Annotated in this window: 19 protein-coding genes, 3 tRNA genes and 2 pseudogenes; 9 read left to right on the top strand and 15 right to left on the bottom strand. The window is 58.0% G+C overall.

Annotation, left to right across the window (positions count from 1 at the left end; all coding sequences use genetic code 11):
* Positions 1-5 precede the first annotated feature (5 nt).
* The gene (locus I5961_RS15015; RefSeq protein WP_227232705.1) at positions 6-1406 is read right to left on the bottom strand and encodes an amidohydrolase family protein; all 1401 of its coding nucleotides are present in this window, start codon (positions 1404-1406) and stop codon (positions 6-8) included.
* Between the two features lie 143 nt (positions 1407-1549).
* On the opposite strand from I5961_RS15015, the gene I5961_RS15020 reads away from it, so the two are divergent.
* The gene (locus I5961_RS15020; RefSeq protein ID WP_227232706.1) at positions 1550-2443 is read left to right on the top strand and encodes a LysR family transcriptional regulator; all 894 of its coding nucleotides are present in this window, start codon (positions 1550-1552) and stop codon (positions 2441-2443) included.
* A gap of 139 nt (positions 2444-2582) precedes the next feature.
* On the opposite strand, the gene I5961_RS15025 is transcribed toward I5961_RS15020, so the two are convergent.
* From I5961_RS15025 to I5961_RS15055, 7 genes are all read right to left on the bottom strand, one after another.
* On the bottom strand, positions 2583-3185 hold the full coding sequence (locus tag I5961_RS15025) for a terminase small subunit (protein ID WP_227232707.1): 603 nt from the start codon (positions 3183-3185) through the stop codon (positions 2583-2585).
* A gap of 328 nt (positions 3186-3513) precedes the next feature.
* Positions 3514-3846, bottom strand: a complete 333-nt coding sequence (locus tag I5961_RS15030; protein WP_227232708.1) for a phage holin family protein — start codon at positions 3844-3846, stop codon at positions 3514-3516.
* A gap of 537 nt (positions 3847-4383) precedes the next feature.
* Positions 4384-4743 carry a hypothetical protein gene (locus I5961_RS15035; protein WP_134023329.1) on the bottom strand — a complete coding sequence of 120 codons (360 nt, stop codon included), beginning with the start codon at positions 4741-4743 and terminating at the stop codon, positions 4384-4386.
* Positions 4736-6955: a VapE domain-containing protein gene (locus I5961_RS15040; protein WP_227232709.1), complete on the bottom strand. Its 2220-nt coding sequence runs from the start codon at positions 6953-6955 to the stop codon at positions 4736-4738. The genes I5961_RS15035 and I5961_RS15040 overlap by 8 nt, the downstream gene beginning before the upstream one ends.
* The gene (locus I5961_RS15045) at positions 6945-7169 is read right to left on the bottom strand and encodes a TraR/DksA family transcriptional regulator (RefSeq protein ID WP_008080171.1); all 225 of its coding nucleotides are present in this window, start codon (positions 7167-7169) and stop codon (positions 6945-6947) included. The genes I5961_RS15040 and I5961_RS15045 overlap by 11 nt, the downstream gene beginning before the upstream one ends.
* A complete protein-coding gene (locus I5961_RS15050) occupies positions 7162-7680 on the bottom strand; it encodes a phage regulatory CII family protein (RefSeq protein ID WP_227232710.1) in 519 nt (172 codons plus the stop codon). The genes I5961_RS15045 and I5961_RS15050 overlap by 8 nt, the downstream gene beginning before the upstream one ends.
* A 318-nt stretch (positions 7681-7998) precedes the next feature.
* The gene (locus I5961_RS15055; protein ID WP_227232711.1) at positions 7999-8223 is read right to left on the bottom strand and encodes a helix-turn-helix transcriptional regulator; all 225 of its coding nucleotides are present in this window, start codon (positions 8221-8223) and stop codon (positions 7999-8001) included.
* Between the two features lie 100 nt (positions 8224-8323).
* Between I5961_RS15055 and I5961_RS15060 the strand changes: the two genes are divergently transcribed.
* From I5961_RS15060 to xerC, 8 genes are all read left to right on the top strand, one after another.
* Positions 8324-9073 (top strand): XRE family transcriptional regulator, encoded by a 750-nt coding sequence (locus I5961_RS15060; protein ID WP_227232712.1) that lies wholly within the window; start codon positions 8324-8326, stop codon positions 9071-9073.
* 253 nt (positions 9074-9326) lie between these two features.
* Positions 9327-9917 carry a hypothetical protein gene (locus I5961_RS15065; RefSeq protein ID WP_227232713.1) on the top strand — a complete coding sequence of 197 codons (591 nt, stop codon included), beginning with the start codon at positions 9327-9329 and terminating at the stop codon, positions 9915-9917.
* Between the two features lie 10 nt (positions 9918-9927).
* The gene (locus tag I5961_RS15070; RefSeq protein ID WP_227232714.1) at positions 9928-10209 is read left to right on the top strand and encodes a phage antirepressor KilAC domain-containing protein; all 282 of its coding nucleotides are present in this window, start codon (positions 9928-9930) and stop codon (positions 10207-10209) included.
* A 158-nt stretch (positions 10210-10367) separates the two neighbouring features.
* Positions 10368-10748, top strand: coding sequence for a pyocin activator PrtN family protein (locus I5961_RS15075; RefSeq protein ID WP_227232715.1), 381 nt, complete (start codon positions 10368-10370; stop codon positions 10746-10748).
* Positions 10745-11212 carry a hypothetical protein gene (locus I5961_RS15080; RefSeq protein ID WP_227232716.1) on the top strand — a complete coding sequence of 156 codons (468 nt, stop codon included), beginning with the start codon at positions 10745-10747 and terminating at the stop codon, positions 11210-11212. Before I5961_RS15075 ends, I5961_RS15080 begins: the two co-directional genes overlap by 4 nt.
* Entirely contained in the window at positions 11209-11961 is a 753-nt protein-coding gene (locus I5961_RS15085) for a DNA cytosine methyltransferase (protein WP_227232717.1), read from the top strand. Before I5961_RS15080 ends, I5961_RS15085 begins: the two co-directional genes overlap by 4 nt.
* A 12-nt stretch (positions 11962-11973) precedes the next feature.
* The gene (locus tag I5961_RS15090; RefSeq protein ID WP_025112499.1) at positions 11974-12180 is read left to right on the top strand and encodes a DUF4224 domain-containing protein; all 207 of its coding nucleotides are present in this window, start codon (positions 11974-11976) and stop codon (positions 12178-12180) included.
* The gene (xerC, locus tag I5961_RS15095; RefSeq protein WP_227232718.1) at positions 12181-13212 is read left to right on the top strand and encodes a tyrosine recombinase XerC; all 1032 of its coding nucleotides are present in this window, start codon (positions 12181-12183) and stop codon (positions 13210-13212) included.
* Between the two features lie 93 nt (positions 13213-13305).
* Here the strand turns inward: xerC and I5961_RS15100 are convergent.
* The 7 genes and pseudogenes from I5961_RS15100 to I5961_RS15125 form a co-directional block, all read right to left on the bottom strand.
* Positions 13306-13392 (bottom strand) — tRNA-Leu (locus tag I5961_RS15100).
* 195 nt (positions 13393-13587) lie between these two features.
* Positions 13588-13661: transfer RNA gene (locus I5961_RS15105), tRNA-Cys, on the bottom strand.
* 47 nt (positions 13662-13708) lie between these two features.
* Positions 13709-13784 (bottom strand) — tRNA-Gly (locus I5961_RS15110).
* Between the two features lie 60 nt (positions 13785-13844).
* Positions 13845-14405: a CDP-diacylglycerol--glycerol-3-phosphate 3-phosphatidyltransferase gene (pgsA, locus tag I5961_RS15115; RefSeq protein ID WP_085695967.1), complete on the bottom strand. Its 561-nt coding sequence runs from the start codon at positions 14403-14405 to the stop codon at positions 13845-13847.
* 32 nt (positions 14406-14437) lie between these two features.
* Positions 14438-15919, bottom strand: a pseudogene (uvrC, locus tag I5961_RS15120) (excinuclease ABC subunit UvrC); the annotation flags it as partial.
* Positions 15917-16540: pseudogene (gene uvrY, locus I5961_RS28655) on the bottom strand (UvrY/SirA/GacA family response regulator transcription factor); the annotation flags it as partial. The pseudogenes uvrY and uvrC, both read right to left, overlap by 3 nt.
* 127 nt (positions 16541-16667) lie before the next feature.
* The gene (locus I5961_RS15125) at positions 16668-17111 is read right to left on the bottom strand and encodes a GNAT family N-acetyltransferase (RefSeq protein WP_227235605.1); all 444 of its coding nucleotides are present in this window, start codon (positions 17109-17111) and stop codon (positions 16668-16670) included.
* Between the last annotated feature and the right edge of the window lie 155 nt (positions 17112-17266).

The raw sequence follows: 17266 nt of genomic DNA on the forward strand, positions 1-17266 counted from the left end.
CCTCCTTACTTGGCTGACTCAAGCGGCAGGAATTTCTCGACAAATATGTCCGGCTGGTAGCCAGCAGCAGCAAACAGATGCTCACGGGACTCGTCGATTGCCGCACGCAAACTTTCGCCGTCCACGCCCAGCACCTTGCCGCCACGTTTGACGATGCGTCCGCCAATCATGACCGTGTCGACGTTGCTGCGTTCTGCTGCGTGTACCACGGTGCCGAAAGCGTTACCTGATGGGTAAAGGTTGATGTCCTGCGCGTTGATAAGAATCAGATCAGCTTGCTTGCCGGGGACCAGGCTGCCGACTTTGTCCAGCAAGCCGGCACAGGCGGCGCCGTCGACCGTGGCGGCTTTGAGCAGGTCATGAGCTGGCAGGGTCACTACCGGATGATGTTCTGCGCCGCAGCAGCGCTGATGGTGCATGCCCATAACGCGCTGCAGATAGAACGCCACCCGCATCTCCATGAACATGTCGCCGCTGTAGGAGGTTTCGTTATCGACACTCAGTCCCGGGCTGATGCCGTGACGCTGGGCAGACTGCATGGCGAACATTCCATCTTCAATGCCGTAGTGGGCATCTGAACGCGGGCATACGTTGACCCGAACGCCAGCCTCGCGAAGGATTTTCCAGCCGGCGTCCGGCAGCGCGGTGCAGTGGTTGAAGATGTTGTCGGAGCGCAGCAGCCCCTCCCGATGCAATCCTTCCAACTCAGCCGCCATGTCCCCGCCAAAAAACTCGGTGATGATAGGCAGCCCTAGGCGTCGGGCCTCAGCCCACAGCTCAGGCTCCAGCTGCGCCATTACCGCCAGAGAGAGCAGCGGGTTGTCGCCTTTCTTGATGTATTTTTCCTGCAGACGCTCCAGATTGCCCGGCCAGTGGGCTTTGTCCCACTCACCCGCAACCGGCGCCCCCGAGGCGTGTAAGGCGCGTATGCCTGCATCGAGCAGCGCTTCGACAGCGGCATCGGAGTGCTCACCGGTGCGGCTGTTATGCGAGTTGTCCACCAGCGTCGTGATACCGGCATCGATGCAGCCCAGTGCGCTCAGGAGGTTGCCGATATACATGTCTGCCGGGCGATAGTATTTGGCGAACGAGAAGTGGGTTGCGTTGCAGTAGTCCTCCAGGGTTGCGGCGTTCGGATTGATTCGTCGTAGTTGCCCTTCCCAAGAGTGGCGGTGCGTGTCGACCATGCCGGGCATGGCAATCATGCCGGACGCCTCGATTACAACGGCATCGCAGGCATCGAGGTCTTCACCAATGGCCGTGATGGTGCTGCCCTCGATAAGGATATCGCCGCACGCCAGATTGCCGATATCGCCATCCATGCTCAGCACGGTGGCGCCGCGAATAAGTGTACGAGCGGCCGGAGCGGCCGGGGCTTGCATGATGCTGCGGTAGTATTCAGCCATTTCAGTACGCCTCTTCAAATTTCGTTGGAAGAAATGTACGCAAGGCGATACTGCGGGAAAAAGATGATTAAACTGTTTTTATTATTCAAGAATGACGAATAATAATGCTTTCCCCGGTTACTGCTTTGAGGCTGCTAACAGTCATGGATCGTATTCAAGCAATGCAGGTATTCGTCCGTGTGGCTGAGGCAGGAAGCTTTATCCAGGCGGCGCAGACGCTCTCTCTGCCGGCCTCGACGGTTACCAGCACCGTCAAGAATCTTGAGAAGTACCTGCAGGTGCGCTTGCTAAATAGAACAACACGCCGGGTCAGCCTAACGCCTGAGGGCGCGCAGTACCTGGGGCAGTGCCGAGAGATACTTGAGCTGATTGAACACACCGAAACCAGCCTGACGGACTCCGTAAAACGGCCGCAGGGGCGTTTGCGGGTCGATATGCCAGGCGGCATTGCACACTTCATCGTCATGCCAAACCTGCACGACTTTTACACTTGCTACCCGGATATCTACCTGATGATCGGCGTCAACGATCGGCAGGTTGATCTGATTCAGGAGGGCGTCGATTGCGTTATTCGCACAGGTGAGCTTGATGACTCAACGCTTGTTGCGCGCCCACTGGGCCGGTTTCGCTGGGTCACCTGTGCGTCTGTTGCCTATCTCGAAGAAAACGGTTCTCCTCAAACACCACTGGATTTGTCACACCACCGGGCCATCCATTACTTTTCGGGCCGCGCAAGGCACGCGGGCGAAATGCGCTTCGCACGCGGTACTGAAAAGATCTCAGTTCCGGTAAACGGTACAGCCGCCGTCAACGAGACTGGGCTCTACATCAAAATGTGCCTTGATGGTTTCGGATTGATTCAGCTTGCTGAGAACGTCGTCAGCGAACACCTGCAAGAGGGTCGGTTGGTCGAAGTGCTTGCTGACTGGCAGCCCGCCTCGGTTCCTGTGCACCTGCTATATCCGCATCAGCGCTTTCTGTCGCCGGCTGTGAGCGCATTCGCTGATTGGATAGCGGGGCTTATCCGAGACGAGTAATCGAGAAAAACCACGAGTCACCGATCTTCTTCGCAGGCCATTACCGAAAACTTGCTAGGCGTCCGCTTTTGGCCGAAAGCAGACGGCCAAATAGCCAGCTTCTTGGCGCCGTTGTCACGGGACAGGTCCACAGATACTTTTAGCATTCACTCAATGCAAATCCGAAGTCGTCACTGGACACTTGAGCGGCTTCGTTAAGCCGCTGGCGCAGCGCAGCCGTTAGCTGCCTTTCCACCTCCCATGGATCAGATAGAGCAGCGAGCTTTGGCGCCAATTGGGGAGATAAGCTCATCAGCGATTGGTTGAGCGAACGTGCCGTCTCATATGCAGCCTTTTGCACGAAGCTGATCTCGACCAGTTCACCCTGCGCCTTGCGAAACTCCATCTCAGCCATCCGCGCCAGGTAATGCTCGCGATGCGCTCGTGCTTTCTGAAAGTCAGGAGTCTGCCCTTGCACAGGATCAGCGGGCGGCGGCGCAGCCATGTTAGTCGGCTCGGATTGGGCTGCGACGTGACTGTACACATCACGCTGAAGCCGGTCCTGTTGGTGGCGAGCAGCGACGGCAGCCTTGCTAGGGTCGGCGGTATCGCGGATCAAAGCTTCAGTGGCCAGTACGTCGACCTGCTTGCCGTTGGGCGACAGGACCAGTCGACCGTTTTCTTTGAGCCAGGTGATATAGCTCGGTGAGCGCCCGATGTGCGCCGCGAAGGCGCTTTTTGACAGGTACGTGGCAGTGCTCATAAGCCCTCCTTTTCAGCGGCTTTTCAATGAATCCTTTCAAGATTTTAGTGGATTGAAATTTCAGTAAGCGGGCGGGCCTCCCACTAACACGATCCCGCGGGTTTCCGACCCCGTGTCCTTTGGAAGTCCCCAGGGTCCCCGGCGGTTTTCTGCCTGGTCCGGCCGGTCAAGCCTGCATCCGAATGCCATGCCCTGCCCCATCCCTTTGGAAAGACGGACATCCCTGCAAAGCTTTCAGCTAGAGAGAATCCGCGAGTTCGCTAACCCGTGTAGGGGGCGGCCCTCAGGGAGGACCCGTGAAATCTGCACCCTATCCGACCTGCCCGGCTCATGCCTTCGGCTCGGCCTCGCTCAGGTCCAGCCGCTTGGCCACCCAGCGTTCGTACAAGCTGATGGCGACGTCCGCGCCGGCCATCGCGGTCAGGCAACGTAGGGCGCCCGCTGTCCAGATCGGCAAGCCCGCACCGACCAGCAACATCATCGCTGACACGCCGCAGACGATGCAGGCGCCGGACCGAAGTGCGAGGCGGCGCAGTAAGGCCCAGCCTCGTGCCCCATCCTTGTCAGCGCGCCACATCTCGCCGGACACGCCGCCAACCAATGACAGGGCAATCACCAACCAGATCGGCATCTCTGCCAGTGCCTGTTGCTCGTTCGTCATTACCCTGCCCCTTAAACAAAAAGACCCGGCGCTATGGCCGGGTCGGGTGGTGGGTGGCCTGCCGCGCTTTGCGGTCGCACCCATCGAAGATGGCCCCTTTTTACAGCTCGATTCTGGTGGCAGCAAGGCCGTTTTAATGCCATCCGGTGAATGTGTGGGTGACGCCCGGTGAACGGCTGGCGAATGTCGGTGAATATCTCAACACGGCTGGCTTTTGCTTCTGTTGTTTTAGCGGCGTCCCATACGTCCCACTTCTCTAAAACAAGGTGGGACGTCGGAAAGCCCCACAGATTGGGGGCGTTGCCCCACCGTCCTACTTTTCTTTCTCTTTTCTCGTGTATAGAGAGAAATTTAAAAAGCACGCGTGCGCGTGAACGCGCGTACCTGTGCCCGCTACGCATACACGGGTGGGAGGTAAAAAAGGTGGGACGGTGGGACAGCCCAACAACGACAAGGCCTGCGCCCGTCCCATTGCTGCAAAAGCAGTAGGACGGACGCAGGCCGGTGGGACGGCGTAAGCCAGAGGGATGCCCACGATCAAGCCGCTTCCCCCAGGAGGAAGTGCTCGACCACGATGTGGGCGTCATGCAGGCGTTGGTAGTAGACGTTGCGTGTGCAGCCACTGCGCGTCAGACGTGCCGCCAAGGGCGCGTCAGGCTGGAAGTAATGCACCTGCACCACGGTCATCAACTCGGGGTCGAGGCGTTTCTTGACGATGCGCTCAATGTCCAAAGACGCCTCGAGCGGCACCCTGCTCCCGCGCCTACCGCGCACCAGTTGGCCACCGCTCTCCATCATCATGGCTACCATGTTGCCGCCCGAGTAACCGGCAGCCACCTCGTCGCTGTGCAGCTCCTGCGCCCATTGCTTGAGGGCCATGTCGATCGCTTTAATCATCGAAGCACGGCTCCTCGAACTCAGGTTGCTCCAGCGCAGGCGCCCTGCCCCAATGCTCGGGCTTCTTGTACGCCCAGGGCCGCTGACCACTCTTGTTCAACGCGCCGAGACGGAAGCGTCGCCAGCCGAGCCGGTGCAGGATCGCGCCGACGCGCATCTGCTCCGGTTTGCCCCAATGACCGGGATCGAGCTTGAGCGCCTGATTCATCACCTCGCTGCCGGTGGTGGTCTCGCCGATCTGCGACTCTTCGAGCCAAGTCAGGATCGGTGTTTCCCATTCGTCCACCACGAAGCGTTCGTCCTGCTCCTCGCTGAACATCGGCGCCTCCTCACGGGTCACCCACCAGAGGTCGCCGGCCTCGAAGCAGAACACCGCTTCGGCCCACAGTTGGTCGCGGATCTCGCGCAGCAACGGCACGTCAACCTTGGTACAGGCCACCGGCCAATACCGACGGTTGCCGGTGGCGTCCTTGAGGTATTCGTCCTGGTTGGTGGTACCTACGAAGACACACTGGCGTGGCACGTCCAGGGTTCTGCGGCCGTAGCTCTCACGGTAGGTGTCGGTCGACGCCGAGAAGAACTGCTTGGCCTTGGTGCTCTCGGCCTTGTTGAAGCTGTCCAGCTCGCCGAGTTCGACGATCCACTTGCCGCGAATCGCCTGGAAGCCGTCCTTGTCACCGAGGGCAAACGGCGTATCCATGAACCACTCACCGCCGAGCACGCTCATGGCGGTCGACTTACCGGCGCCCTGTACGCCTTCGAGGATCATCACCGAGTCCGCCTTGCAGCCGGGTTTCATCACCCGTGCCACGGCCGAGATCAGCCAGCGCTTGCCGACCTTGGAGGTGTAGTCGGTTTCCTTGACCCCCATCACATCGGTCAGCCAACGCTCCAGGCGCGGCACACGATCCCATTCGAGCTTTTTCAGGTACTCGCGCACCGGGTGAAAGGCGTGGTCGTGCGCAACGACACTGACCGCCTCGATCACGTGCGAGGACTTCACGCGCAGGTTGTACTGCTGCGCGAGCCACTTCATCACTCGCACGTCATCAATGTCGGCCCACTCGCCGATGCCACCGCCATAGGGCGCTGCACGCAACTTGACGATCTTCGAGCTGAAGGCGCAGTAGCTGATCACCCCGGCCCAGCGTTCGTCGTGAGCGAGGATCAATTCGACGTTCTGCATGTGCGCGATCAAGGCGCCGCTTTCACTGCGGGCCAGCTGATCTTTCCAGCCACCGGCAGCCGGTGGGCGGACCACCGCAAGCACTTGTCGGCGAACTGCGTCGAGGCCTTCGGCGACGTGCAGGTCGTTGAAATCGGTCCACTTCTCGTGGCGCTCGACCGCGAAGATCGGCGCAACGACCTGGGCACCAACGATCAGCGCGGCGTTGCTGGCCTTCTCTTCGCCGGGGTTCCAGGCATCGCCATTGGGCTTGGTGGTTTTCCAGTCGTCATCGCGGCAGATGATCAGCGGGCAGCCGGCAAAGCGTTCACGCATGACCTTGCACACGGCCAGCAGGTTGCCCGCATCGAAGGCCACTGCCACCGCGAGCGACGTCGCCATGTGCAGGCTGGCGCCGGTGGCGTAACCCTCACAGACCAGCACCGGTTCGCCCGGTACCGGATGCGGGCCGAGCAGGTGAAAGGTGCCCTCCTTCGCCATCCCGTAAGGCCAGTAGGACTTGTCGCGGCCGGTGTCTTCCTGCTTGTTCGGAAAGATCACTTGCAGGCCCATGATCTGATCACGGGCGTTCTTCATTGGGACCAATACGGCGCCGGTGCGTGGCGCGTAGCGGACGTTGATGCCGACGATCTGTTTGCGGTCCAGGTAATCGCTGCGCCCGGTGGTCGGCATGCGCTCGAACAAACCTTGCGCCCTTTTCGCGGCCCGCCGCGCAGCGTTATTCGCGATTTCCGCGGCTCGGCGCTTGGCTTCTTCCTGGCGAGCGCGCATCACTTCGCGTTCTTCCAGCGACATGCGGCCGGCCTTGACCTTGATCTTCTGCGTCTCACCCGAACGCCAGTCACCGAAGGCGCCGAAGATCAGCGTGTCGCCCTTCTCCGTGCGCTGCTCGTGGACCACGTACCAGCCGTTCTTTTCCTTGCCCTTGTCCTGCGAAGTCTTGCAGCGGGTCAGCTTGCCGAACACCAGCGGTTGCGCCGGCTCCAGACCGTAATCGGCGAATTGCCCCAACACTTCATCGAGCATGCTGAATCCCCCGCTCAGAGAGGGACTGGCAGCTGATGCACTGCGAGCAACCCGGCTGGGCCAGGCGGCGGGCTTCCGGGATTGGATCGTCACAGGCTTCGCAGAACAGCAAGGAATGCGCAGCGCTTTCGGCCTTGGCAGCGCTGCGCGCGGCCATGGCCTGATCGATGCGTTCCTGCACCAGATCGTTGGCGAAATCGGCGATGTCAGCCACGGTCGGCACCTCGCGTGGTCTGGTTGACGTAGGTGGCGCGGTTGAACAAACCCAGCAGACCTTGAATACCTCGGAACACCTGCAGACGAATCGCCGCCAATTCCTGATCAGTCACTACACCGTCGCCAATGCTCTTGGCCCAGGTCTCGGCGAGATCCGCGACCTGACGAAAGTACTCGGCGATACCGGTCGTGAGGGTTTCAGGCATGTCATAGGTGTAGGTGTCGGCCAACTCCTGCCAGATCGTGTCACCGACCAGCGCATGCACCGCATCGAGAATGCGGCGGTCCTTGGTCAGTTCGAGGATCTCGCCGAATTCCTGAATGTTGATGGAGTGGCTCGGATGGGTTGGCGACAACTTATGCTGCAGCGTGGTCGGGTTACGACCGGTCGTGGCTGCGATGGCAGCAGCGCCGCCCGGGTAATCGCGAGCGGCGTGGTACAGCGCTAAATCGAGCGGCAGGATTTCCCGCTGCGCCCGTTCCAGAGAACTGAGAGCGATTCGGCTCATGGCATTAATCCTAAAAGTTGCCAGTGCCGCGCGACAGAAGTTGGTGATACATTTGCCGCGTGGTCTGGAGAGGCCCAAAGCCGGCTAGGTTCGTAAGACCAACACCGGCACCGTGCCGGGGCGAACAATCCGTTGTTCCCCCTGGCGCAACAGCTGCCCGCTCTGTGGTAAGAACGGCAGCAACACCAAGGCTTCCGAGCCTTGGAAACGCGATGAAGGTTGGCAGCATGTGGTGTGCTCGCCTTCCAACATCGCGACCCGACCGCATTGTGGTGATGCTATCGGGAGAAACTGGGCGACCCTTGGGTCGCCTTTTTTCTATGCAACTTGGAAGCTTTCCTTTTCCGGAGGAAACACATCATCAAGACTGCATGGCGTGCCTAGCTTATTGAGCGCTCTGACTATGGCTCTGCACTCCGCCAGTCCAGCAATTCGGCGCCCAGCCTCATAGTTGCTAATACGTGCTTGGGTCCATCCAAGAGCTACAACGAGCTCCTTTTGCTTAATGCCAGACTTTTCTCGATGCTCGGCGATTAGATTCATGCTGTCCTCCAATTGGCTGCGGCCATCTTAATCACGAATTGCAGATATTTCAACACGTAAAGTGATTATAAATAATTTCAGTGCGTGGTAAAAAAAGCACATGAACACACTAGGCTCACGTATCAAGCAGTATCGAAAAGCCAAAGGTATGAGCCAACAGGCTCTTGCTTACGCCTGCGGATGGGAATCACAGTCTCGAATAGGTAACTATGAGAAAGGGGCTCGACAGCCAAATCTCCACGACCTAAAAAAAATCGCGGAGGCACTGGGGGTATCTTTTCCAGACCTTGTAGCTGGGAAAGATCGATCCGACATTGAATCGTACCCAGATGTAATACAAGGCCGGATTCGATCCGAAGACGGACTTGTTGCGGCATACGGCAGATCCAGAGATAAAGACCAGCCGGTTAGCAGCCTCGTCGGCTGGGCAAAGGATGGCAAGGTACCTGTCCTATCAAATGCGCAAGTGAGCAGTGAAGGTTTCTTCGAAGCAGTTGAGCCTCCACCTGGCCAAGGCGAAGGATTTCTTAACATACATAGTGATGATCCGGATGCTTACGGCTTAAGAGTTCTTGGCGATAGTTTGATGCCCCGAATCAAAAACGGTGAGTTCGTTCTTATAGAGCCGAACAAGCGTTTCTACAGTGGGGACGAGGTCATAGTACGAACCTCCTCCGGCAAAGCTATGATTAAAGAATTCATCTATCTCCGTGACGGAATGTACCGACTCGATAGCGTCAATACCGATCACGAGACTCTCCACATTGCGGAAAATGAAGTGGAAGAAATCCATCTAGTAGGTGGAATCCTCAAATCCTCCCGCTTTTTATACAGTGCCGCGACCTATTAATCACATAATGTGTTGACACGATCAAGCACAATACGTGATATTTGCCTCACTCATTACCACAGAGCGAGGCAATACCTATGCGCACCACAGCATCCCTGCATATCCATCCTGCATGCGTCAGCAATCGCAAACTGATCGAACAGCTGCAGCTCGCCACGGGCTGCTTGGTCGTCATTCATAACAGCAAACCCAAGCTTGTCGCTGAGCCCTGTCAGCCCTCTCCTGTCGATCCGAACGGCGGAGGGCACGCGGCATGATCAAGTACAAGATCGACAACCGCACCCTGCAGTTGCTCAATGCACAGGTCAACCTGACCGAGACCTTCAAACACGTCCTGCGCACAGCGCCGAAGCGCGAGTGCCTGGCATTCCGTCTCAAGGCCGAACGCGGCCCCGTGGAAAGCACTTTTGTCATCGAGCTGGGCAGTGAACGCCACACGCTGACCCTGCCGAACGACAAGAAGATGCACCTCAAGCTGGCCGACTTCATCGAGGAGATTGCCAACGGCCCGCTTGATCCGAGCAGCACCAGCGACCTGGTGCATCGCGCACATGCCGATCGCCAGTACGGATGCTTCGACGTCCAGGACAAGCAGCGGGTATTCGAGCTGATTCGTACCGGCGGCGTGCTGAGCCTCGACATGGGCTTCGATCTGCCGCTGCACGTGGTTGTTCATCGCCCGCACACTCTCTCCTGCATCACCGCCATCCTCAGCATCGGCAAGAAGAGTCCGCGCACCCGGTGTTTTACCGCGTGTGGTACCGATGTCGAAATCTACGGCAAGGTCAGCGAATCCATCAGCCAAATTGCTGCAGCGGCCACTCCTGCCGCACACGCGGTTTAAGGAGGGCGCCATGGAACGCACCCTCGCCCAAGCGGCCGCTCATCTCGGCCTGACCCGTCCTAAGCTCATCGCCCGCATGCGCGAAAAGGGCCTACTCAAGGGAAACCTGCCGGCGGACCTTGAGCGCGACAACGATTATCTACGGATCAAGGACAGCCCCTGGTACGACGAGAAATACGGCATGCAGTACAGCCAGTCGACGCGGGTCAAGCAGGACGGCATCCGCTGGCTGGCCGAGCAGTTGAACATTCATCTTCCCGCCATCCCGGCAGACCGCCGTGACGTGGCCTAGGGAGTACGCCCGCCAGATCGTTGCCATGCGCACACGCGAGGAGCGCAACGCCGCGCTCCTCGAAGTGCCCGAACATCTGCGCGGGCTGACCAGACGCCACTGCCTGAACGCTTGGAACCACCCGGCACGACAACAACGTAAGGAGGCTCGACAAGACCATGAGTAACGCTACGCAGAATCCGCTTCGCCTTCATCCGGCGCCTGAATCGACCACTGTTGAAATGCTCTATCGCACTTTCGGAAATGTGCTGATCCCGCTGGAAAAAATTCGGGAGGCCTATTTTCGCAACCTGAATTCACAGTTGTTCGTGACTGAGATCTACAACGGCCGGATTCAGCTTCCGATCACCACGATCGACGCCAGCCGCAAGGCACTCAAATACGTGCACATACGACACATGGCCTCATTGATCGACATCTGCGCCTACAAAGCCGATGAGGACATGCAGCGACAGCACGACGGCCAACGCCCTGTTGCCCCCACACCACTGACGGCTGTCACCACCGGCCAGCGACAATCCCAGGAGCACACCACATGATGACCCCAATACAAATCGGTGCACTCGTCACCCTGATAGTTCTGGCCGCCCTGCTGCTCTGGGGCGGTTACATCATGGGCCGCAGCGATGGCCTGGAAACAGGCCTGCGCGAGGGTGAAGACATCCAGCGCGCCGCAAGCGCCAAAACCATCCGCGAGCTTCAGGCCTCCCTGCAGTTCATCCGGGCCGATCACGCGCGCCTGGCACACACCTGCAAACGAATTGAAGCAGGTCTACTCTTCGGCCCGGCCGAGCACCAGACGCTGATCGATATCGGAGAGCTGCTGCGGGTCGCCGCCGAGACCTTCAGCGCCTTTCGTACGGGCAAGAAGCTTGAGCGTGATGCCCGGTCCCAGCGCGAACAGGTGCTTGCGATGGCTGCGCAGCTGCAACCAAGAGTTGATGGCAGCAAGGTCGGACAACCACTCTCCAGCACTGCGCAAGTCACTGTGGAGGCTGCGTGAATGAGTTGGCTCTTTTCGCAGGCGCTGGTGGCGGAATACTCGGCGGCCACCTCCTCGGCTGGCGAACCGTCTGCGCCGTTGAGCGTGATGCCTTCGCCGCACAGATTCTGGCGCAACGACAAACCGATGGACTGCTCCCGCCTTTCCCGATTTGGTCTGACGTGTGCAGTTTTGACGGACGCCCATGGCGAGGCCTTGTTGACGTGGTTTCGGGAGGATTTCCTTGTCAGGACATCTCGGTTGCAGGCGCCGGCCTGGGTATCGCCGGCGCCCGCTCCGGACTGTGGCGGCAGATGGCACGAATTACCGATGAGGTACGACCGCGCTACGTCGAACTGGAGAACTCACCATTGCTTGTGGGAAGAGGACTTGCCTTGGTGCTCGGTGACCTTGCCGAAATGGGGTATGACGCGCGATGGGGTGTTATCGGAGCGGCTGACCTCGGCGCCCCTCATCAGCGTGACCGGATCTGGCTCATCGCAGAAGACACGCGTCAGACGGTGGCCAACACCCGTGGCGAGCATGGCAAAGGGATCCTCCCCGGCCGCATTGACTCGCCGTTCCGGGGCCGACCGCTCGAACGATCGCCTGGATCACGCCGTGATGGCACTGGATGGTGGTCATCTGAGCCCGGAATGGGCCGAGTGGCTGATGGGGTGGCCCATCGGGTGGACCGACTTAAGGCCATTGGCAACGGACAGGTTCCAGTCGTGGCAGCAAGCGCATTCGAAGCGCTCTGTATTTCCTAGCAAGGAGGCAGCATGAACATTCAATTTCTTAGCCATGAGCAGGTTTGCGAGCTAACCGGAGCTAAAACTAAAGCCGGTCAGATAACGGTACTGAAGCGCAATGGCATTCGTCATACCATCAAGCGCAATGGCTGGCCTTGCGTGATTGCGTCCGCGCTGACAGGAGCAACTACCAACGCGACAGAAACTCCAACGTGGCAGCCGCGCCTGGTGGGATAAATGGGACGAAGACCAACAAAGCCGGGGAGCATTCCTCGGCTGCGCGAGAGAAAACGCGGCAACACCACCTATTACCTCTATGACACTGGCGGGAAACCACGCAAGGAAATCCCGCTAGGTACAGATTACGGCCTAGCCATACTAGAGTACGCAAAACTCGAAAAAAGCCGCGTCTCTCAAGCTCTGACACAAACCGTACTTACCTTTGCTTACGTAGCCGAGCTTTATATGAATGAGGTGGTTCCCACAAAAGCCCACGCCACCCAAAAGGACAACGCGCGCGAACTGAAAAACCTTCTTCTGTTCTTCAACGACCCGCCCGCTCCTCTAGAAGCTATCGAACCAAAACATGTCAGCCAGTACCTTCGTCATCGTGGCAAGACAGCACCTATTCGCGCGAATCGGGAGAAGGCACTACTCAGCTCCATCTGGAACTTTGCTCGCGAGAATGGCTATACATCCTTGGCAAATCCTTGCTCAGGCGTGAAAGGCAATAAAGAAACCGGTCGCGACATATATGTTGAAGACGACATACTTGCCCGAGCCTACCGGCATGCCGATCAGCCATTGAGGGACGCTTTGGACCTGTTCTACCTAACGGGCCAGAGGATCGCAGACACATTGAAGATGGATGAGCGAGACATAAAAGACGGAAAGCTCTCCGTTCAGCAAGGCAAGACCGGGGCTAAACGAAGGATCGAGATCATTGGTGAGCTCAAAGTCGTAATCGATCGAATCATGACACGAAAGGCTGGACACAAAATCAGATCAACACGTCTGGTAGTAATCGACTCTGGGCAGCCAATGACGACCAGCATGCTCAGAAAGCGGTTTGATGACGCCAGGGAAGCAGCCGGAATTCCAAAAGCAGAATTCCAGATGCGCGACCTAAGAGCAAAAGCGGCGACGGATAAGGAGGAGTCAACAGGGAGCATCCGAGAAGCTAGGGACCAGCTAGGACATACAACCGTTGGGATGACAGAACAGTACATCCGAATGCGCAAGGGGATGAAGGTTACCCCTACGAAGTGACTGACGGTCACGAATTGCGGAAAAGATTTTTTGATTGCGGAAAAAAGAATTAAGGGCTTGCATGAGGTATGTCATGCAAGCCCTTGATATTCGTGGTGCCCGAAGCCGGAATCGAACCGGCACGCCCTTACGAGCGGGGGATTTTAAGTCCCATGCGTCTACCAGTTTCGCCATTCGGGCGGTAGCGCGGTGTTGCTTTATTCTGATGACGATTCACAGTCCTGACAGGAACTGTGCATCGGTGACAGAGGGGGAAATATATACATCACTTCCCGGTGAAGCAAGTTTGCAGTTGTCGTTTCAAAGACTAAATCTTTCAGTGCAACGCAAATAAAAAAGCTCCGTAAATCATGGATCTACGGAGCTTGTTTATAGTGGAGGCCGAGGTCGGAATCGAACCGGCGTAGGCGGATTTGCAATCCGCTGCATAACCATTTTGCTACTCGGCCTCAAAACATTTGCTGTCAGTAGCGCAACAACAAACGCTGTATAAACTTGGAGCGGGAAACGAGACTCGAACTCGCGACCCCGACCTTGGCAAGGTCGTGCTCTACCAACTGAGCTATTCCCGCTTGGTGTGGCGCATTCTATAGATTCCAGATGCCCCGTCAACCCTTTGATTCAAAAAAGTTTTATTTCTTTTCAACATCGGTCTTCAGATGTGGCCAGGCAGCTCGAAGGTATTGAACCATCGACCACAAGGTCAGACCTGCCGAGACCATCAGCAACGCATAACCGATGAAAACCCAGAAACTGAAATCCTTGGGGTTTGCCAGGAGGATCACCAGTGCGAGCATCTGCGCAGCAGTTTTCCACTTGCCCAGATTCGATACGGCTACATGGGCCCGGGCACCGAGTTCGGCCATCCACTCACGCAGCGCCGAGACAACGATCTCGCGACCGATGATGACAGCGGCCGGTAAAGTGAGCCATAGGTTGCCATGTTCTTGCACCAGCAACACCAAGGCAACAGCAACCATCAGTTTGTCAGCGACAGGATCCAGAAACGCACCAAACGGCGTGCTTTGCTCCAGGCGTCGCGCGAGATAGCCGTCGAGCCAATCCGTTGCCGCCGCGAAAGCGAATACCGAACTTGAGGCCAGATAGCTCCATTGGTAAGGCAGGTAGAACAACAGAATGAAGATCGGGATGAGCAGGACGCGGAGAACGGTAATCAGATTAGGGATATTCATCGGCACAACTGGCTACGAGGTGAATGGGCATTCTACTCACTATGCAGGTTTGCATAAATCGACTCTGCTAGCTTTTTGCTGATCCCCGGTGCTTTGGCGATCTCTTCGATGCTTGCACGAGACAGCTCCTGCAATCCACCAAAATGTTTCAACAAGTCCCGACGCCGGGTCGGCCCGACGCCCGCAACGCCTTCCAGCGTGGAGGTGCGGCGGGTCTTGCCGCGCCGTGCACGGTGGCCAGTGATTGCAAAGCGGTGGGCTTCGTCACGGATCTGCTGAATCAGATGCAGTGCCGGCGAATCACCCCGCAAGGTGAACTCGTTTGCAGCATCATTCAGATACAAAGTCTCGAATCCCGCCTTGCGTGTTGCACCCTTTGCGACCCCCAGCAAGATCAAATCCGGAACAGCCAGTTCGTTGAGCACATCACGCGCCATCGACAGCTGTCCCTTGCCGCCGTCCACCAGCAGGATGTCCGGCAACTTGCCCTCGCCTTCCTTCAGCTTGCTGAAGCGTCGGGTCAGAGCCTGATGCATGGCGGCGTAATCGTCGCCTGCGGTCACGCCTTCGATGTTGTAGCGGCGGTAATCGGACTTGATCGCCCCTTCCGGGCCAAATACCACGCAGGAGGCCACCGTCGCTTCACCGCTGGAGTGGCTGATGTCGTAGCACTCAAGCCGTTGCGGCGGCTCATCGAGATTCAACACTTCTGCCAGCGCTTCGAAACGTGCGGCAACGTGTTGACGGTTTGCCAGCCTGGCGCCGAGTGCCTGTTCGGCATTGGTCACGGCCAGTTGCTGCCAGCGCGCCCGCGTGCCGCGAACCCGATGACTGATGCTCAACTCACGCCCGCGCAACGCCTGAATGGCCTCGATCAGCGCAGGAAAATCTTCGTGCACGACGTTGACGATCAACTCGCTCGGCAAGTCGCGTTCCGGGCTGCTGATGAAGTATTGCCCGAGGAACGCGGCCATGACCTCTGCCACATCCTCTTCGATCCCGACCTGGGGGAAGAAATTCTTGCTGCCAAGTACCCGCCCTCCCCGCACGCTGATCAGGTGGACGCAGGCACCGCCCGGGTTGACGAACGCGGCGATCACATCGATATCGCCCGTGCCGCCCTCCATGCTCTGCTGATCTTGCACCCGACGCAGCAAGGCGATCTGGTCGCGCAGTTCGGCGGCGCGTTCGAACTCGAGGTTGATTGCAGCCTCTTCCATCGCCGTCGACAGCTCATTGGTCAACGCATGGCTGCGTCCTTCGAGAAACATCACCGAGTGACGCACATCCTCGGCGTAAACCTCAGGCTCGACCAAGCCGACACAGGGCGCCTTGCAACGCTTGATCTGGTATTGCAGGCATGGCCGGGTCCGGTTCTTGTAATAACTGTCCTCGCACTGACGCACGAAGAACGTCTTCTGCAACAGGCTGAGGCTCTCGCGAATCGCCCCGGCGCTCGGATAAGGGCCGAAATATTTGCCCTTGGCCTTCTTGGCCCCGCGATGAATGCTCATGCCGTGTCGAACCGCCAACAGCGTCAGTTCGACATCGCTGCTGATCGAGAGCTTCTCGAAAATGCGGTAGCGGTAAGTGTTCACGGTTTTCGGCGACAAACACAATTTGTCGGAAATGATCTGAACCTTCTGACAACCGACAATCATCAGCGCAATCTGGATTTCCCGTTCCGACAACGCGTCGAACGGTGAATCATTGGTCGGCTGAAAGGATTTGATCGCCAATTGCTGGGCAATCTGAGGGCTGATATAGCGCTGCCCGGCAAACACCAGGCGAATGGCCTGAACCATTTCCGGCAATCCGGCGCCCTTGGTCAGATACCCCGCCGCACCGGCCTGCAACAACCGCGTAGGAAACGGATCTTCCTCACAAACGGTGACCGCGACCACTTTGATGTCGGGATGACTTCGCAACAGTTTGCGTGTGGCTTCGAGACCGCCGATGCCCGGCATCTTGACGTCCATCAGCACCACGTCAGGCTTCAACTCACGGGCCTTGATGAGGGATTCTTCCCCGGACTCGGCCTGGCCTACCACCTGCAAGCCATCGATATCGGCCAGCATTCGTGTAATGCCTGTACGAACGAGATCATGGTCGTCGACCACTAGCACCCTAATCAAGCAGACACCTCGCGATATGGTCTTATTGGGATGCCGGACACCTTAGCAAAAAGTGCCGGGCAGACCTAGCGGCAAGCGACATATAAAAAGTTTCAAGTCTTCATCGAGGGCTTGCCAGCCGTGGGTTTCAGAGCACAGGTGTACTGAAATCGAGCTGCATCCGCAGGAAACACTCGTCCTCGCCCTGCACAAACATTCCTTTTCTTAGATACAGATTTTGCGCCGGGTTGTTTTTGAACACCGTCAGGCGCAACGCCGGGCGCCGCTCCAGTCGAGCCATCGCAACAACCTGATCGATCGCCCAGGAACCCGCGCCCTGGCCTTGAGCGCTTTCGACGATCTGCAATTCGCGGATATACATAGCCCGAGCATCACGACTCAGGCTGAAATATCCCACCCGTTCACCGTCACGCAGGATCAACCAGTTATCGCGCCCGGCCCAGGCGACATCGAACGCCTCGTCCTGCCACAGCAAGTCATAGTGAATGTAGTAGCGGAGCATGTTTCGGCAAGTCAGTTTTCGCGCAAACGACAGGTCGGCGGGTGTAGCCTGGCGTAACTCGACACTCATTCCGACCTCGATCTTCTTCAAGTTCATGACCCTTTCTTAAGCACACGTTCAGAAGCAGAGTGTGTCACACCCTGGCGGGCGCTCAACCCATAGAGTCTCTCGGGTGCCTGCGATAGCAATTTCTGATTGCTGACGCGCAGCAGCCTCTAGTAAGC

The sequence above is a fragment of the Pseudomonas sp. IAC-BECa141 genome, from assembly GCF_020544405.1.
Classification (GTDB): Bacteria; Pseudomonadota; Gammaproteobacteria; order Pseudomonadales; family Pseudomonadaceae; genus Aquipseudomonas.

Bases quoted from the DNA above. Each gene is read 5' to 3' on its own strand.
- I5961_RS15015 (WP_227232705.1), bottom strand. From the start codon at position 1,406: ATGGCTGAATACTACCGCAGCATCATGCAAGCCCCGGCCGCTCCGGCC.
- I5961_RS15020 (WP_227232706.1), top strand. From the start codon at position 1,550: ATGGATCGTATTCAAGCAATGCAGGTATTCGTCCGTGTGGCTGAGGCA.
- I5961_RS15025 (WP_227232707.1), bottom strand. From the start codon at position 3,185: ATGAGCACTGCCACGTACCTGTCAAAAAGCGCCTTCGCGGCGCACATC.
- I5961_RS15030 (WP_227232708.1), bottom strand. From the start codon at position 3,846: ATGACGAACGAGCAACAGGCACTGGCAGAGATGCCGATCTGGTTGGTG.
- I5961_RS15035 (WP_134023329.1), bottom strand. From the start codon at position 4,743: ATGATTAAAGCGATCGACATGGCCCTCAAGCAATGGGCGCAGGAGCTG.
- I5961_RS15040 (WP_227232709.1), bottom strand. From the start codon at position 6,955: ATGCTCGATGAAGTGTTGGGGCAATTCGCCGATTACGGTCTGGAGCCG.
- I5961_RS15050 (WP_227232710.1), bottom strand. From the start codon at position 7,680: ATGAGCCGAATCGCTCTCAGTTCTCTGGAACGGGCGCAGCGGGAAATC.
- I5961_RS15055 (WP_227232711.1), bottom strand. From the start codon at position 8,223: ATGAATCTAATCGCCGAGCATCGAGAAAAGTCTGGCATTAAGCAAAAG.
- I5961_RS15060 (WP_227232712.1), top strand. From the start codon at position 8,324: ATGAACACACTAGGCTCACGTATCAAGCAGTATCGAAAAGCCAAAGGT.
- I5961_RS15065 (WP_227232713.1), top strand. From the start codon at position 9,327: ATGATCAAGTACAAGATCGACAACCGCACCCTGCAGTTGCTCAATGCA.
- I5961_RS15070 (WP_227232714.1), top strand. From the start codon at position 9,928: ATGGAACGCACCCTCGCCCAAGCGGCCGCTCATCTCGGCCTGACCCGT.
- I5961_RS15075 (WP_227232715.1), top strand. From the start codon at position 10,368: ATGAGTAACGCTACGCAGAATCCGCTTCGCCTTCATCCGGCGCCTGAA.
- I5961_RS15080 (WP_227232716.1), top strand. From the start codon at position 10,745: ATGATGACCCCAATACAAATCGGTGCACTCGTCACCCTGATAGTTCTG.
- I5961_RS15090 (WP_025112499.1), top strand. From the start codon at position 11,974: ATGAACATTCAATTTCTTAGCCATGAGCAGGTTTGCGAGCTAACCGGA.
- xerC (WP_227232718.1), top strand. From the start codon at position 12,181: ATGGGACGAAGACCAACAAAGCCGGGGAGCATTCCTCGGCTGCGCGAG.
- pgsA (WP_085695967.1), bottom strand. From the start codon at position 14,405: ATGAATATCCCTAATCTGATTACCGTTCTCCGCGTCCTGCTCATCCCG.
- I5961_RS15125 (WP_227235605.1), bottom strand. From the start codon at position 17,111: ATGAGTGTCGAGTTACGCCAGGCTACACCCGCCGACCTGTCGTTTGCG.